The sequence below is a fragment of the Magnetospirillum aberrantis SpK genome (assembly GCF_011022235.1).
GTDB classification, from domain to species: Bacteria; Pseudomonadota; Alphaproteobacteria; order Rhodospirillales; family Magnetospirillaceae; genus Magnetospirillum; species Magnetospirillum aberrantis.
Genome location: NZ_JAAIYP010000034.1, coordinates 45,638 through 62,312, shown reverse-complemented (window position 1 = coordinate 62,312; position 16,675 = coordinate 45,638). Strand labels below are relative to the sequence as shown.

The window sequence follows — 16,675 nt, the reverse complement described above, 5'->3', positions numbered from 1 at the left end:
GACAACCCGGAAGATAGCGCCAGACACCTTGCCTATAAGGCGTTGACCTGTTGCAGGAAGCCCTCAACTTCAGACCGCAATCCTTTGATTTCACGCCCCAAATCATTGGCGACACCCTGCATTCTGTCCGCCATCTCACCAGTCTGCGACGCCAGTTGCGACACGCCGGAAATGCTGACGGTGACCAAGGCGTTGCCGCTTGCCGCCTCTTGAACGTTGCGGGCGATTTCACCGGTGGCGGCGGTTTGTTCCTCGATGGCGGCCGCGATGCTGGCGACCACCTGGTCGACCGACCCGACCACGCCGTGCACGGAACCGATGGTTCCCACCACCTGATGGGTGCTTGTCTGAACGTTGGCGATCAGGCTGGAAATCTCTTCCGTGGCCTTGCCGGTTTGGGTCGCGAGATTCTTGACCTCGCCAGCCACCACGGCGAAGCCTTTGCCGGCGTCACCGGCGCGGGCCGCCTCGATGGTGGCGTTAAGGGCCAAAAGATTGGTCTGGGCGGCGATGTCACTGATCAACTTGACCACCTGACCGATTTGCGACGCCGTCTGATTGAGCGCACCGACCATGGCTGACGCTTCGCCGATCCCGGCCACCGCCTCTTGCGAAATGCCGCGCGTTTCGTGAACTCGGCGGCTGATTTCATGGGTCGAAGCCCCCAATTCCTCGGTAGCACCGGCCACGGCCTGAACGTTGGACGACGATTCCTCGGCGGCCGTGGACACCGCCACGCTTTGCTCGGCGGTTTGTGCCGCCGAACGATGCAACGTCAGCGCCGTTTCAGTCAGAATGTGAACGGCGTTGCCAACCTCACCCAGAACCCGGCCAACCGCCTGTTCGAAAGCGGCGGTCAAATGGGCGCGCCGTTCCGCCCGCTCCAGGTCGCCGCGCTGACGTTCCGCCGCTTCGGCCGCCAGCGTTTCAGCCTGAACCAACCCCTGGTGAAACACTTCGACCGAGCGGGCCATGCCGCCTATTTCGTTGCTCCGGTCGCTGTAAGGAATGGCCATGCCACGTTCGCCGCGGGCCATGCGCTCCATGATCGACGTCATGGCACCAAGGGGGCCAACCACGGAACGGCTGACCACCACCGCGATCCCCACCATGACCGCCGACACCAGGAACGCCAGAACCGCCGACAGCGTCTCGGCGCGCGACCGGATAACCGCAAGTTCCTCTTGCGCCTCACGTTCATGCGTGGCGGCATGGTCTTCAAGCGAGGTGAACGTCGGGACCAGGGCAGAAAAACTCTCGCTCAAGGTCTTCTGCGCCTTACTGGTCGCCACATCGGCAGCCAGATAATCCTCGAGCGCCGCCAGATAGGCGTTCACTTGCCCTTCCGCCTCGGCCATCTCCGCCGCACCCAAGGGTAGACGGCGGATTTCCGCCTGCAACGCCGCATGGGTGGCACGCGCCTTGTCGATGTAGGCGGGGTCGCCACGCAGCATGTAATCCTTTTCGTGGCGGCGCATGGTCAGCATCAACACCATGGCCGGCGCATTGCCCAAACGGGCGATCGACGCCTCGACCTTATGGATGACCTTGCGCAACGCGCCGGAACTTCCGTCCTCGTGGGTCAGCCCCTTGGCGACCTCGTCCGCGGCCATCTGGTCCAGGGCGGCTCCATAACGGGCCAGACCCTGGCGCAAGATGTCCAGATCACCGCTCAGCCCTCCTTCGCGGTCCAGGCTGGAAAGCACCCGCAACTGTTCGCCGGCCCGCGCCAAAGCCTGACGCGTCTGATCGACGTGAGACAACTGGCGACGCAACAGGAAATCCTTTTCCCCACGCCGCATTTCCAGCGCGGCAATGCGCAGATCCCGACCGGCTTCGGCGATGGCCTTGAACCGGTCGGCATTGTCCTGAGCATGGGAAAGGAACAGGTTGGCCGTAACGAAGATGGCCAGAACCGCCACCAAGGCGACGACCGACAAAGCCGTCAGGCCACCGATCCGCGCCTTGATCGACAAGTTCGAGAAATAGGACGCCATGCCCGGTGCTCCACGAATGCCACAATGTAGAAATAACATCATCAGTCAAAATAAACACATCCACTTAAGGGTACTTCACCTCATACCTCTGGATGATATATTAAACGACAAAAGACATCCATTGACGATAACAATAAAAAAAGACAACAACTTATGACAAGCCACACACCAACACGCCATCATCGGGGCTTGCCATTCCGCACGAAGACTCTCAAGGTGCGGCCATGACGACCGCAAACAACCCCGCCACCCTGACCCAATCCGCAGCCGCCATCCTGGCAAATGCGGATTGCGTGGAAAAATGCCGCCTCACCCGCGTCCTGGCCGCCGACTGGTTCGCCGACCGCGTGACCGAGACTGGCGGCACCTTGCCGCCCGACCGCCCGGCCCGCCCCTCTCGTCCGCAATTGCTGCCGCCGAAAGAGATGCCCAAGCGTGCTTACGGTGGCGAGCGTGGGCGCATCGGCCTGTTGCATGCCCTTGCCCACATCGAGCTGAACGCCATCGATCTGGCTTGGGACATCGTTTGTCGCTTCCCGCACGAACAGATGCCGAAGGCGTTCCTGGACGATTGGGTTCAGGTGGCGCTGGACGAGGCGGTTCATTTCGAGATGTTGCAGGAATTGCTGGCCAGCCTGGGAGCGACCTATGGCGATCTGCCGGCCCATGACGGCTTGTGGCAAGCGGCGGAAAAGACCGCCGACGACCTGATGGCGCGCCTGGCGGTGGTGCCGATGACCCTGGAAGCGCGTGGGTTGGACACGACCCCAGTAACCATGGAACGGCTGACCCGCAACGGCGACACCGTCACGCCGCCGGCCCTGGACGTCATCTACCACGATGAGATCCGCCATGTGGCCGCCGGCTACCGCTGGTTTGTCCATCTGGCGGCCAAGCGCGGCCTTGACGGCCGTTCAGAATATCATCGGCTGATCGGCGAGCGCTTCCCCGGTGGCCTCAAGGCGCCGTTCAATCACCCCGCCCGCGCCGAAGCTGCTTTCCCACGTGACTGGTACGAACCGCTGGCGCGTTGATCTATTTTTTCCCAGGTGTCCAGGACTTGACCGCCACCGCCTTGCCGTTTTGCGAGCGCATCAGGCGCGGCTTCACCACTTGATCGACGGCTGGCGCCGGCCCGCCGCCACGGCGGCTGGCCACCTCGCTGCCGTAATATTTGACCATGGCGGCCAGCGGAATTTCCTCGCCCAGCCCCTTGGCGACGGCAGCGGCCACCGGAGCGTGCTCGGCCAGCTTCTTGTTGAGCTGATCCGCGCTGTACTGGCCGAAACGGCGCCATATCCCGTCCAGGAAATGGGCCACCGGATCGGCGATGGGATTCGCCTCGACCATGTGCGGACGGCCATAGGCGAAGACGTGGAAGACGGTGGGCTCGATCGGCCCCAAAGTGTCGGTGACAAAGGTCGCCGGCATCAGTTTCCGCCCCGGATAGGCCACGGAATAATAAGCCTGGGCCAGGAACATCAGCCGATGCAGCTTTTGCGGCTGGATGTATTCCCGGTCGTTCAACGCCCGGTCGGAAAACCAAAAGACCACGTCCAGACAGGATTGAACCGCGAACGGCATGCGTGCACTCCCTCGCCCGGCCGCTGTCGCTTTGGGCCGGCGCCCCCATGATAGCGTCCCGCCCCCGCCGCCGCCAAGTGTGTGCCCACCATCGCGCGTTGCAGTGCAATATGGCAAATCCGCTCAACCATGTTGGGTTCTCCCGACATCGATTCGTAGGCGGCGGAAACGCTAGGCTTCGCTCAACCCTATAAGCAAGGTTGAGGGAAGGTCCATGCCCGACGGCAACGATAACAAGGTCAGCGTCAAGCCCACCAACAAGATCCGCTTCGTTACCGCCACCAGCCTGTTCGACGGACACGACGCGTCCATCAACATCATGCGCCGGTTGCTGCAACAAGGCGGCGTCGAGGTCATCCACCTCGGCCACAACCGCTCGGTCGAGGAAATCGTCACCGCCGCCGTGCAGGAAGACGTCCAGGGTATCGCCATCAGCTCGTATCAGGGCGGCCATATCGAGTTCTTCAAGTACATGATCGACCTGTTGCGCCAGCGTGGCGCCGGCCATGTGCGGGTGTTCGGCGGCGGCGGCGGCGTGATCGTCGTGCCCGAGATCCGCGAACTCGAAGCCTATGGCGTCGAACGCATCTATTCGCCCGAGGACGGCCAGCGTCTGGGCCTGCAAGGCATGATCGCCGACGTCATCGAACGCACCGATTTCGACGTCACCGAAAGCCTGCCGCCCAGCCTGGAAGGCATCGACGCCCCCGACCGCCAAAAGCTGTCGCGCCTGATCTCGGCGCTTGAAAACGACAAGCTTGGCGCCGAGCTGCGCCAGGCCATCGTTCAGGCCGCCGCCGTCCGGTCGGTGCCCGTGCTGGGCATCACCGGCACCGGTGGTGCCGGCAAGTCGTCGCTGACCGACGAACTGATCCGCCGTTTCCGCATCGACAAGCCCGATTTCAAGATCGCGGTCATCGCCGTCGATCCTTCCAAGCGCAAGACCGGGGGCGCGCTGCTGGGCGACCGCATCCGCATGAACGCCGTCAACGGTCCGGTTTACATGCGCTCGCTGGCCACCCGTTCGGCCGGATCCGAGGTGCCGCCGCATGTGCCGGCCATCGTCGACCTGTGCAAGGCCGCCGGTTTCGATCTGGTGATCGTTGAGACCCCCGGCATCGGCCAGGCCGATTCCGCCGTCGCCGAACTGGGCGACCTGTCGCTCTATGTCATGACCCCGGAATTCGGCGCGGCCAGCCAGTTGGAAAAGATCGACATGCTCGATCACGCCGACGTGGTGGCCATCAACAAGTTCGACCGCAAGGGCGGCCAGGACGCGCTGCGCGACGTGCGCAAGCAGGTTCAGCGCAACCGCAACGCCTTTGCCCAGTCGCCCGACACCATGCCGGTCTACGGCACCATCGCCTCGCGCTTCAACGACGACGGGGTGACCGCGCTGTATCTCGGCCTGCTCGACGCGCTGGTCGCCAAGGGTTTCGCCATGGGTGAGTCCACCCTGGCCCGGCCGGCTTCCAACGCCTCGACCGCCGGCACGGCCATCGTGCCGCCGGCCCGCGTGCGTTATCTGGCGGAAATCGCCGATTCCGTGCGCGGCTACCACACCCATTCCGCCAAGCAGGCCCAGACCGCCCGCGAGCTTCAGCAGCTTTCCGCCACCAAGGACATGCTGGACAAGACCTGTGGCTGTCAGGTGGGCGAGATCGACACGCTGATCGAACAACGCCAGGGCAAGTTGGACCACGGCGCCAAAAAGCTGTTGGAGATCTGGCCCAAGGTCAAGGAAAGCTACGCCGGTGACGAATATGTGGTGAAGATCCGCGACAAGGAAATTCGATCCACCATCGTTTCCGAATCGCTGTCGGGCACCAAGATCAAGAAGGTGGTGCTGCCGCCGTTCCAGGATCATGGCGAGTTGCTGCGCTGGCTGCTCAAGGAGAACCTGCCCGGTTCCTTCCCGTTCACCGCCGGCGTTTTCGCCTTCAAGCGCGAGAACGAGGACCCGACCCGCATGTTCGCGGGCGAAGGCGACGCCTTCCGCACCAACGCCCGCTTCAAGCTGTTGAGCAAGGACAGCGCCGCGACCCGCCTGTCCACCGCCTTCGACTCGGTCACGCTGTACGGCTGTGACCCGGACGAACGCCCGGACATCTATGGCAAGATCGGCAATTCCGGCGTTTCCATCGCCACCTTGGACGACATGAAGGTGCTGTATTCGGGTTTCGACCTGTGTGCGCCGTCAACCTCGGTGTCGATGACCATCAACGGCCCGGCGCCGGTGATCCTGGCGCTGTTCTTCAACACCGCCATCGACCAGCAGATCGAGAAGTTCGAGCGTGACAACGGCCGCCAGCCGACCGACGACGAAGTGGCGAAGATCAAGGAATGGACCCTGGAAAGCGTGCGCGGCACCGTCCAGGCCGACATCCTCAAGGAAGACCAGGGCCAGAACACCTGTATCTTCTCGACCGATTTCGCGCTCAAGCTGATGGGCGACATCCAGGAATACTTCGTCCACAACCGGGTGCGGAACTTCTATTCCGTCTCGATTTCCGGCTACCACATCGCCGAAGCCGGCGCCAACCCCATCTCGCAGCTCGCCTTCACGCTGGCCAACGGTTTCACCTACGTGGAATCGTACCTGGCGCGCGGCATGCACATCGACGATTTCGCGCCCAACCTGTCGTTCTTCTTCTCGAACGGCATGGACCCGGAATATTCGGTGATCGGCCGCGTCGCCCGCCGCATCTGGGCGGTGGCCATGCGCGACAAGTACGGCGCCAACGAGCGGTCGCAGAAGCTGAAATACCACGTCCAGACCTCGGGCCGTTCGCTGCACGCCCAGGAAGTGGACTTCAACGACATCCGCACCACGTTGCAGGCGTTGATCGCCATCTACGACAATTGCAACAGCCTGCATACCAACGCCCATGACGAGGCGTACACCACGCCGACCGCCGAATCGGTGCGCCGCGCCGTCGCCATTCAAATGATCATCAACCGTGAATGGGGCGTCGCCAAGAACGAGAACCCCAACCAGGGTTCGTTCTTCCTGGAAGAATTGACCGATCTGGTGGAAGAAGCCGTGCTCCAGGAATTCGAGCGCATCGCCGAACGCGGCGGCGTGCTGGGGGCCATGGAGACCGGTTACCAGCGCGGCAAGATCCAAGACGAATCGCTTTATTACGAACACAAGAAGCACGACGGCAGCTATCCGATCATCGGCGTCAACACCTTCCTCAATCCCAATCCGCCCGAGGAAGCCGAGATCGAGTTGCAGCGTTCCACCGACGAGGAAAAGCAAAGCCAGTTGAAGCGGCTGCGCGACTTCCACGCCCGCAACGCCGAGGTGGCGCCAGACATGCTGCACCGGCTGCAACAGGCCGCCATCAACAATGAAAACATGTTCGCCGTCCTGATGGACGCCGTGCGCTGCTGCTCGCTCGGCCAGATCACCGGCGCGCTGTACGAGGTCGGCGGTCAATACCGCCGCAACATGTAACCATTTATCCCGGTCTTGCCCCGCCGACCGTCCTGGCCGGCGGGGTGAAACCCGCCGAGCAAGAGAGCGTCAAGCTCCCGTTCCGCCACACCACCCGCCTCAGGGGGAGAAAACATGTCCGCTGATCTTCAGTCTTTTCTCAAGGCTCGCGACTTCCTGCTCGCCCATCGCACCGACTATGCCACCGCCTACCGCGACTTCCGCTGGCCGCAATTGTCCAACTTCAACTGGGCGCTCGATTATTTCGACGTCATGGCCAAGGACAACCACAAGCCGGCGCTGTGGCTGGTTGACGACAACAGCGAGATCAAGCTGAGCTTCGCCGAATTGTCGGCGCGCTCCAACCAGGTCGCCAATTTCCTGCGCGCCCAGGGGGTGAAGCGCGGCGACGTGGTACTGATGATGCTGAACAACGTGGTGCCACTGTGGGAAACCATGCTGGCCTGCATCAAGTTGGGGGCGGTGATCATTCCCGCCACCACCCTGTTGGTCACCGAAGACCTCAAGGACCGCTTCGAACGCGGTGGCGCCGCCCATGTCGTCGCCGGGGCCGACCAGACCGTCAAGTTCGACGCGCTGGACAACCAGTTCACCAAGATCGTGGTGGGTGGCACCCATGACGGCTGGACCAGTTTCGACGAGGCCTACAAAGCCAGCGCCGAGTTCACCCCCGAGGGCGAGACCAAGGTCGACGACACCTTGCTGCTCTACTTCACCTCGGGCACCACGGCCAAGCCCAAGCTGGTGGCCCATTCCTATCAGTCCTATCCGGTCGGCCACCTGTCCACCATGTACTGGATCGGCCTGCAACCGGGTGACATCCACCTGAACATCAGCTCGCCGGGCTGGGCCAAGCATGCGTGGTCCAACTTCTTCGCGCCGTGGAACGCCGGCGCCACCGTGTTCGTCTACAATTACGGCCGCTTCTCGGCCAAGTCCATGCTGGACGTCATCGTCCGCTGCTCCATCACCTCGCTGTGCGCGCCGCCGACCGTGTGGCGCATGCTGATCCAAGAGGATCTGGCGTCCTATCCGGTCAAGATCCGCGAGTTGGTCGGCGCCGGGGAACCCCTGAACCCCGAGGTCATCGACCGCGTCAAGTCGGCTTGGGGCATCACCATCCGCGACGGCTACGGCCAGACCGAGACCACCTGCCAGATCGGCAACCCGCCGGGCCAGTTGGTCAAGGAAGGCTCCATGGGTCGCCCCATGCCGGGTTACACGGTGGCGTTGCTCGATTCCGACGACAACAAGACCGAGGAAGGCGAGATCTCGCTAGCGCTCGATCCGCGTCCGCTGGGCCTGATGCAGGGCTACAAGGACGACCCGGAAAAGACCAAGAGCCTGATGCGGGCCGGACACTATCATTGCGGCGACGTGGCCTGCATCGATGCAGACGGCTACATCACCTATGTCGGCCGCGCCGACGACGTGTTCAAGGCGTCCGACTACCGTATCAGCCCGTTCGAACTGGAAAGCGCGCTGATCGAGCACCCGGCCATCGCCGAAGCCGCCGTGGTGCCCAGCCCCGATCCGGTGCGTCTGGCGGTGCCGAAGGCGTTCCTGGTGCTGCGTGCCGGCTTCGAACCCTCGCGCGAGTTGGCCATGGATATCTTCAAGCACATCCGCGCGACGCTGGCGCCCTACAAGCGCGTCCGCCGTATCGAGATTTCGGACCTGCCCAAGACCATCTCGGGCAAGATCCGTCGTGTCGAGCTCAAGCGCATCGAGGAACAGCGCCGCAACCAGGGTATCCGGGTCGAAGGCGAATATTTCGAGGAAGACTTCGCCGAAGTCACCGCCTGACCTCGCGTCCCGTCACCCCAAGGCCCGCCACCGCAAGGTCGGCGGGCCTTTTCTTTCGTATGCCCCCCCATTGCAACCAGCCCTGTTTATCCCAACATAATTACCGTTCAATCAAGGGGGCGGCATGACTCACGGCTTTCCGGTTTTCACCACCGCCGAGAAATGGGCCGACGGAATCGTCCATATCCTTGGATTGCTGTTTGCACTGGGGGCCGTCGGTTTTCTGGTGGCCCAGGGCTTGTCCATGGACCGCGGCTTCGCCCTGATCACCTATGGCGCCGGATTGGCGGCCATGCTGGGGGCCTCGGCCGCCTATAATCTATGGAGCGGGCCGGCCAAGGAATGGTGGCGCCGCGTCGACCACGCCATGATCTTCGTGATGATCGCCGGCAGCTACACCCCCTTCGTGGTGCTGCGCCTGCACGGCAGCACCGCCGCCCTGTTGGGCGGCGTGGTGTGGACCGGCGCCCTGGCCGGAGTGGTGCTGAAACTGATTTTCCCTCGCCGCTTCGAAAAGCTGTCGCTGGCCCTTTATCTGGCATTGGGCTGGGCGCTGGTGCTGGGATTCGGCCCCTTGGTGGATTCCCTTGCCGCACGCACCCTGATCTTGCTGTTGGTGGGCGGTGGCCTTTACACCTTGGGCGTCCCGCTGCACCTTGCCCATCGGATGCGTTTCCATAACGCGGCTTGGCATGCCTGCGTACTGGCCGCCGCGATCTGCCATTTCGCCGCCATCGCCGGTGAATTCGTCTGAACGCCAGCTAAAGATGCAACCCAGAGGGAATTTACCCCTCGCCTTGCACCGACCACTTTCTGCGTCCTTGACCCAGCCCCGGCGTCAACGATAAAACCAAACCGTTCAGTATAGTTCTGACCGTCAGACGGTCAGACGTCCCGACATGGCCCCGGCCGCCGGGGCGTTTTGCTTTCTGCACATCCTCAGCCCCATCCACCCGGACGACCGTCATGGCCCAAGACACGCGCAAATTCCCTGTTTCCCTGTTGGTGTTGGCGGCGGTCGTGGCCCTTGGCATCGGTGCCGGCATCTATTCGTTCAAGAGTGGCGGCAAGAGCGCGCCAACGGCGCAGGGCGGCCCCCAGGGTGGCCCGCCGGTGACCGTGGCCCAGCCGCTCAAGCGCCAGGTCACCGAATGGAGCGAATTCACCGGCCAGTTCACCCCGATCGACTATGTGGAATTGCGGGCGCGCGTCGGCGGCTACCTGACGGAAATCCATTTCACCGACGGCCAGATGGTCAACAAGGGTGACCTGCTGTTCGTCATCGACCCCCGCCCCTATGAAATCGCCCTGGTGTCGGCGCGCTCCAAGGTGACCCAGGCGGTAGCCAGCAAAGACTACGCCAGCCGTCAGTTGAACCGGGCCGGCGAATTGCAAAAGCGCGACTTCCTGGCGCAAAGCCTGCTGGATCAGCGCGAGGCGGAATCGCGCACCGCCGGCGCCGGCCAAACCGCCGCCCAGGCCGCCGTGCGCGAGGCCGAGTTGAACCTGGAATTCACCCGGATCACCTCGCCCATCACCGGCCGCATCAGTGCGCGCAACATCAGCATTGGCAACCTGGTGAGTGCCGGCAGCGCTTCGGGTTCGGGTACCTTGTTGACGACCATCGTGTCCCAGGACCCGCTTTATTTCAGCTTCGACCTCAGCGAGGCCGATTTCCTGGCGTTCCAGAACACCCATGGCCGCGTCAGCGGCGCCGATCTGGCCGTTCCGGTCAGCCTGCGGCTGATGGACGAAAGCGGCTGGCCGCACCAGGGAAACCTGACCTTCATCGACAATCAGGTCGACGCCAATTCCGGCACCATCCGCGCCCGCGTCACCCTGAACAATCCCGATGGGCGCGTCGTGCCGGGCAGCTTCGGCCGCGTGCGCCTGCCTGCCTCGGCACCGTACGAGGCGCTGATGCTGCCCGATTCGGCGATCATGACCGATCAAAGCCGCAAGATCGTCATGACCGTCACCGCCGACGGCACCGTGGCGCCGCGACCGGTGGTGTTGGGGACGCTGTCGGATGGTCTGCGGGCCATCCGTTCGGGCCTGACCGGCGACGAGCAGATCATCATCAACGGTCTGATGCGGGCCCGCCCCGGCGCCAAGGTGACGCCGGTCCCCGGCCAGATCGAGGCACCAGCCGCCCCGGCTGGCAAATAAGGACCGGCCACCATGAAGCTGTCGCATTTCTTCATCGACCGGCCGATCTTCGCGACCGTGGTGTCGCTGTTGATCACCATCATCGGCGGCATCGCCTATTTCGCGCTGCCGGTGGCCCAATATCCCGAGATCACGCCGCCGACCATCGTGGTCAGCGCCAGCTATCCCGGCGCCTCGGCCCAGGTGGTGGCCGACACCGTGGCGACACCGCTTGAGCAGCAGATCAACGGCGTCGAGAACATGCTGTACATGAACAGCCAGGCGACGGCGGACGGCAACCTCAAGATCACGGTGACCTTCAGCCTGGGCACCAATCTGGACACCGCCCAGGTGCTGGTGCAGAACCGCGTCGCCATCGCCACCGCGCGTCTTCCCGACGACGTCAAGCGCATCGGCGTGACGGTGACCAAGAATTCGCCCGACATGCTGATGGTGGTGCACCTGTACTCCCCAGACGGGTCGCGCGATCAGATCTACCTTTCCAACTACGCCACCCTTCAGGTGGTGGACCACCTCTTGCGTCTGGATGGCGTCGGCGACGTCCGCGTTTTCGGTGCCCGCGACTATTCCATGCGCGTGTGGCTGGACCCGACCAAGGTCGCGGCCCGCAACCTGACTGCCGGCGAGGTGATCAAGGCGCTTCAGGCCCAGAACGTCCAGGTGGCCGCAGGCACCTTGGGGGCGCCCCCCATGCCGGAACAGGGCGCGTTCCAGTTCAACGTCCAGACCCAGGGACGATTGGTGGACCCGGCCCAGTTCGCCAACGTCATCGTCAAGACAGACGGTGAAGGCCGCGTCACCCGTGTCAAGGATATCGCCCGTGTCGAATTGGGGGCGCTGGATTACAGCGTCAACGGTTACCTTGACACCAAGGGCGCCGCCCCCATCGGCGTGTTCCAACGTCCCGGTTCCAACGCGCTCGACACTTCGGAACTGGTGCTCGCCAAGATGCGCGAGTTGTCCAAGTCGTTCCCCGAAGGCGTCAAGTACGACGTCATCTACAACCCCACGGAATTCATCGCCGCCTCGGTCGATGCGGTGAACGAGACCATCTTCGAGGCCGTTCTGCTGGTGATCGTGGTGGTGGTGCTGTTCCTTCAGACCTGGCGGGCTTCGGTCGTGCCGGTGGTGGCGATTCCGGTGTCGCTGGTCGGCACCTTCGCCGTGCTGTCGGCCATGGGCTATTCGCTCAACAACCTGTCGCTGTTCGGGCTGGTCCTGGCGGTCGGTATCGTGGTCGACGACGCCATCGTCGTGGTGGAAAACGTCGAGCGCAACATCCGCGAAGGCATGACGCCACGAAACGCCGCCCACGTCACCATGGACGAGACCGGCTCGGCACTGATTTCCATCGCCCTGGTGCTGTGCGCGGTGTTCATTCCCGCCGCCTTCATTCCCGGCATCTCGGGCGCTTTCTTCCGCCAGTTCGCGGTGACCATCGCCGCCTCGACGGTGATCTCGCTGATCGTGTCGTTGACCCTGTCGCCGGCCTTGTGCGCGCTGCTGTTCAAGCCGCACACCGTGCACGACCACGAGACCGCCTCGCCGCTTGCCCGGCCGGTCATCTTGTTCTTCCAGGGTTTCAACCGGCTGTTCGACCGCCTGTCGGGCGGCTATGGCGGCCTGACCCGGCGGGTGGTGCGGCTGGCGGTGATGATGCTGGTGGTCTATGGCGGCCTGATCGGTCTGGCCGGTTACCAGTTCGCCACCACGCCCAAGGGCTTCATCCCCACCCAGGACCAGGGATACCTGATCAACGTCATCCAGTTGCCGGCTGGTTCGTCCCTGATGCGGACCGACAAGGTCATGCGCCGGGTGGTGGAAACCGCGCTGGCGACGCCGGGCGTGGTGCACGCCGTGCCCATCGCCGGCCTTGACGCCGCCACCTTCACCAACGCCCCCAATGCGGGCGCCATCTTCGTCATCCTGGCCCCGCACGAGGAACGCGCCAAGCAAGGGCTGACCGCCGCCCGCATCAAGGCCGAGCTGACCAAACGTTACGGCGCCATCCAGGACGGCCTGATCATGGCCATCGAACCGCCGCCGGTGCGCGGCATCGGCAACGCCGGCGGCTTCAAGATGATGATCCAGGACAAGGTCGGCGCCGGTTCCCGCGCGCTCGAGGAAGCCACCGTGGACATGATGATGGCCGCCAACAAGGTGCCCGGACTGGTCGGCGTCTTCACCTTGTTCAACACCCGCACCCCCAACGTCTACGCCGACATCGACCGGGTCCGCGCCCAGATGCTGGGCGTGCCGGCCGAACGGGTGAACGAGGCGTTGCAGATCTTCCTGGGGTCGTCCTTTGTCAACGAGTTCAACTTCCTGGGCCGCACCTACCGTGTCACCGCCCAGGCCGATGCACAGTTCCGCGACGACATCGCCGACATCTCTCAGTTCAAGGTGCGCAACGACAAGGGCCTGATGGTGCCGATCGGGTCGGTGGCGTCGTTCCGTTACGACACCGGCCCCCATCGCGTGCCGCGCTACAACCTGTATCCGGCGGCCGAGCTTCAGGGATCGACCATCCCCAGCGTGTCGTCGGGCTATGCGCTGGAACAGATGAAGAAGCTGGCCGACGAACGCCTGCCGGTGGGCTTCGGTTTCGAATGGACCGAACTCGCGCTTCAGGAAATCCTGGCCGGCAACCACGGCATGCTGGTGTTCGTGGCGTCCGTGGTGTTCGTCTTCCTGGTGCTGGCGGCACAGTACGAAAGCTGGTCGCTGCCCTTGGCCGTGGTGCTGATCGTTCCCATGTGCCTGTTGGCCGCCGTCTCGGGGTTGATGGTGCGGGGCATGCCCATCGACATCCTGGGCCAGATCGGCTTCATCGTGCTGATCGGATTGGCGGCGAAAAACGCCATCCTGATCGTTGAATTCGCCCGTCAGGCCGAAGTCGAAGGCATGAACCGGGTGGACGCCGCCGTTCACGCCGCCCGTACCCGCCTGCGCCCCATCCTGATGACGTCTTTGGCCTTCATCCTGGGTGTGCTGCCCTTGGTGATCGGCATCGGCCCCGGCGCCGAAATGCGCCAGTCCTTGGGAACAGCGGTGTTCTTCGGCATGCTGGGCGTGACCTTGTTCGGCCTGCTGTTCACCCCGGTCTTCTATGTGGTGGTCCGTGCCGCCGTGGCCCGGTGGTTCGAAAAGCACCCGAAGAAACCACGCTTCCCCCACCCCGAGACCGCCGAGGCCGGGGAATAGGCCTTTACCCATGACGCGTAAGGGAAAGCAGGCTATCAAGAGGACATGCTTCTTGGCCGCCTGCTGATCCTTGTGGCGTTGTGCCTGCTGCCCGTACTCGCGCGGGCGGAACCGTCCGAGCTGCGCATCGGAATCCTGGCCTTTCGCGGCGCCGAACGGGCGGAAGCCGAATGGGAGCCCACGTTGCGCCATTTGGGCGCCAATTTGCCCGAATATGCCCTGCGGGCCGTGCCGTTGGACCTTGACGGGCTGGCCGGGGCCGTCCGTGACGAAACGGTGGATTTCGTCATTACCAATCCCGGCCATTACGTCGAACTCGAAGCCGCCGAGGGCATCATTCGCATCGCCAGTCTGGCCGCCTCGGCCGAAACGGTGACGGCACGCAATGTCGCCTCGGCGGTGGTCGTGCGGGCCTCGCGAACCGACCTGCGCCGTCTGGCCGATTTGCGCGGCACCCGTTTGGCGGCGGTGGCGCCCGAGGCGTTCGGCGGCTTTCGCGTCGCCTGGCGGGAAATGGCCGAGATCGGCATCGATCCGTTCGACGACACCAGCGGCGTCGATTTCCTGGGCTTTCCCATCGAACGTGTGGTCGAGGCAGTAGCGTCGGGCGCCGCCGACGCCGGCATCGTGCGCGCCTGCCTGTTGGAGCAGATGGCCGCCGAAGGCAAGCTCAGGGCCGAGGATTTCCGCGTGCTCGACGGCCGCATTCCGCCGGGTGGCGGTTGCTTGACCTCGACCCGCTCCTATCCCGACTGGCCCTTCGCCAAACTGGCCCACACACCGGACGCCCTGGCGAAACGGGTGGCGGTGGCGTTGCTGACCATGCCGGTTCGCGACGGCCATGCCTGGACGGTGCCGGTGGATTACCAACCAGTGCACGAACTGTTCCGCGCGCTCAAGATCGGCCCCTACGAATATCTGCGTCATCGCAGCCTGGGACAGATGGCCCGCGACTACTGGCCGTTCCTGGCGTTCGCCGCGTTGGCCGCGCTGTGGTGGCTGATCCACGTCGCCCGTGTCGAGGTTCTGGTGCGCCGCCGCACCGAGGAACTGAAAGCCGCGCACGAAGAGGCCCGGCGGCGGCGCGACGAAATGGAACACGGAGCCCGGCTGGCGTTGCTGGGGGAAATGGCGTCCAGCCTGGCCCATGAAATCAACCAGCCGCTGGCCGCTATCGCCAATTATGCCAACGGCTGCCAGCGCCGCCTGACCGCCCACACCGATCCCGAGGGCGTTGCCGAAGGAATCGGCCAGATCGCCACCCAGGCCGAACGCGCCGCCGGCATCGTGCGGCGCATGCGGGCCTTTGTCCGCAAGCGCGTCCCCGAACCGCACATTCTTGACCTCAACGATCCCGTGCGCGAGGCGCTGGGCCTGTTCCAGGCCATTGCGGCGCGGCGCGGCGTCACCGTCTCCGCCTTTTTGGCCGATGGCTTGGGCATGGTCCGTGCCGACCGGGTGCAGATGGAACAGGTGGTGCTGAACCTGTTGCAGAACGCCGCCGACGCCATGGCCGGGCGCGACGACCGCCGCATCACCGTCAGCACCTGGGGCGACGCCGAGCGCGTCAGGCTCAGCGTCGCCGACAGCGGCCCCGGTCTCAGCGCCGAGGCGCTGGCCCATCTGTTCGAGCCGTTCTTCACCACCAAACCCGAGGGGTTGGGCCTGGGGCTTTCCCTGTCGCGCGGCTTCGTCGAAGCCCATGGCGGCCGTCTGTGGGCGGAAAGCGGCCCGGACGGCGCTTGCTTCCATTTCACCCTGCCCCGTCTCAGGGAGGACGCTTCATGAATTGCGGCAACTGCGGTTCCCCCGATCCGTGCGTTCCCACCATTCATGTGGTGGACGACGACGAAGCCATCCGCCATTCCCTGGCCTTTCTGCTGAAATCGCTGGGCGTCCCGGTGGAATGCCATCCCTCGGCCGAAGCTTTCCTGGCCGCCCGCAAGCCCGGAAAGCCCGGCTGTGTCGTGCTGGACGTCCGCATGCCGGGGATGAGCGGGCTGGAGTTGCAAGCCCTGCTCAACCGAGCCGGCGAGACCTTGGGCATCGTCTTCCTGTCGGGACATGGCGACATCCCCATGGCGGTCCAGGCCATGAGCGACGGCGCGGTGCATTTCCTGGAAAAGCCGTGCAATGACGAGGTGCTGTTGGAGCAGGTGGAACGCGCCCTTAACCGCAGCCGCGACATCTGTGGCCGCGCCGCCGCCGCCCAGGCGGTTCAACGCCGCGTCGATACCCTGACCCAGAGGGAAAAAGACGTCATGGCGTTGGTGGTTCAGGGCAAGCCCAACAAGGTCATCGCCTTCGAACTGGATATTTCCATCAAGACGGTCGAGGTCCACCGTGCCCATGTGATGGAAAAGATGCAGGCCGATTCCGTCGCCGACCTGACCCGCATGCTGATGGCGACGGCATAGGGTAAACCCTACCCCCCTTTTCGGGGTAACCCCAATAC

General features: G+C 64.0%; 10 protein-coding genes. 8 read left to right on the top strand and 2 right to left on the bottom strand.

The window, feature by feature from the left end; all coding sequences use genetic code 11:
* Window positions 1-32 precede the first annotated feature (32 nt).
* Window positions 33-1,997: a methyl-accepting chemotaxis protein gene (locus G4223_RS06550; protein ID WP_163676786.1), complete on the bottom strand. Its 1,965-nt coding sequence runs from the start codon at window positions 1,995-1,997 to the stop codon at window positions 33-35.
* Window positions 1,998-2,221: 224 nt separating this feature from the next.
* Between G4223_RS06550 and G4223_RS06545 the strand changes: the two genes are divergently transcribed.
* Window positions 2,222-3,031 (top strand): ferritin-like domain-containing protein, encoded by an 810-nt coding sequence (locus G4223_RS06545; protein ID WP_163676784.1) that lies wholly within the window; start codon window positions 2,222-2,224, stop codon window positions 3,029-3,031.
* Window position 3,032: 1 nt separating this feature from the next.
* On the opposite strand, the gene G4223_RS06540 is transcribed toward G4223_RS06545, so the two are convergent.
* Entirely contained in the window at window positions 3,033-3,581 is a 549-nt protein-coding gene (locus G4223_RS06540; protein WP_163676781.1) for a hypothetical protein, read from the bottom strand.
* 214 nt (window positions 3,582-3,795) lie between these two features.
* Here G4223_RS06540 and icmF point away from each other — a divergent pair, with 214 nt between their 5' ends.
* The 7 genes from icmF to G4223_RS06505 all read left to right on the top strand — a co-directional run bounded on the left by icmF (window position 3,796) and on the right by G4223_RS06505 (window position 16,637).
* Window positions 3,796-7,041: a fused isobutyryl-CoA mutase/GTPase IcmF gene (icmF, locus tag G4223_RS06535; RefSeq protein WP_163676778.1), complete on the top strand. Its 3,246-nt coding sequence runs from the start codon at window positions 3,796-3,798 to the stop codon at window positions 7,039-7,041.
* 114 nt (window positions 7,042-7,155) lie between these two features.
* The gene (locus tag G4223_RS06530) at window positions 7,156-8,847 is read left to right on the top strand and encodes an AMP-binding protein (protein ID WP_163676775.1); all 1,692 of its coding nucleotides are present in this window, start codon (window positions 7,156-7,158) and stop codon (window positions 8,845-8,847) included.
* A gap of 124 nt (window positions 8,848-8,971) precedes the next feature.
* A complete protein-coding gene (gene trhA / locus G4223_RS06525) occupies window positions 8,972-9,601 on the top strand; it encodes a PAQR family membrane homeostasis protein TrhA (RefSeq protein ID WP_163676772.1) in 630 nt (209 codons plus the stop codon).
* Between the two features lie 212 nt (window positions 9,602-9,813).
* The gene (locus G4223_RS06520; RefSeq protein ID WP_163676770.1) at window positions 9,814-11,016 is read left to right on the top strand and encodes an efflux RND transporter periplasmic adaptor subunit; all 1,203 of its coding nucleotides are present in this window, start codon (window positions 9,814-9,816) and stop codon (window positions 11,014-11,016) included.
* A gap of 12 nt (window positions 11,017-11,028) precedes the next feature.
* Entirely contained in the window at window positions 11,029-14,220 is a 3,192-nt protein-coding gene (locus G4223_RS06515; RefSeq protein WP_163676767.1) for an efflux RND transporter permease subunit, read from the top strand.
* A 45-nt stretch (window positions 14,221-14,265) separates the two neighbouring features.
* Window positions 14,266-16,008, top strand: coding sequence for a sensor histidine kinase (locus tag G4223_RS06510; protein ID WP_163676764.1), 1,743 nt, complete (start codon window positions 14,266-14,268; stop codon window positions 16,006-16,008).
* Window positions 16,005-16,637: a response regulator transcription factor gene (locus tag G4223_RS06505; RefSeq protein ID WP_163676761.1), complete on the top strand. Its 633-nt coding sequence runs from the start codon at window positions 16,005-16,007 to the stop codon at window positions 16,635-16,637. The genes G4223_RS06510 and G4223_RS06505 overlap by 4 nt, the downstream gene beginning before the upstream one ends.
* Window positions 16,638-16,675: the final 38 nt, after the last annotated feature.